Source organism: Nocardia sp. GTS18, from assembly GCF_013839555.1.
Taxonomy (GTDB): Bacteria; Actinomycetota; Actinomycetes; order Mycobacteriales; family Mycobacteriaceae; genus Nocardia; species Nocardia rosealba.
Genome location: NZ_JACBIU010000075.1, coordinates 1 through 305, shown reverse-complemented (window position 1 = coordinate 305; position 305 = coordinate 1). Strand labels below are relative to the sequence as shown.

General features: G+C 72.5%; 1 pseudogene. It reads left to right on the top strand.

From position 1 onward, the window contains the following. Positions 1-43: 43 nt before the first annotated feature. A pseudogene (locus tag HYG95_RS24445) lies at positions 44-305 on the top strand (peptidase); the annotation flags it as partial.

Below are 305 nucleotides of genomic sequence, written 5' to 3'. Positions count from 1 at the left end.
ACCAGGCACCGGTTTCGGCTCGCGTTCGAGAACAGGGGTGACGATGTTGCGCAGCTTCACACTCGCCGCGCTCGCGCTGTTGGTCCTCACGAGCTGCGGCGACGACGCACCGAACCCCGCCGACACCCCGCCACCGCCGCCCGCCATCCCGGCACCGCCACCGGAGTTCTGGTCGGCACCCGCCGACACCGAGGCCCAGCGCGCCACCGTCGCACAGGCGACCAGGCAGATCGACGTGTGCGCCCTGCTCCCCCGCGACACCCTCGCCACGGTGGCGCAGGTACAGAGCGTGACGGTCGGCCTCG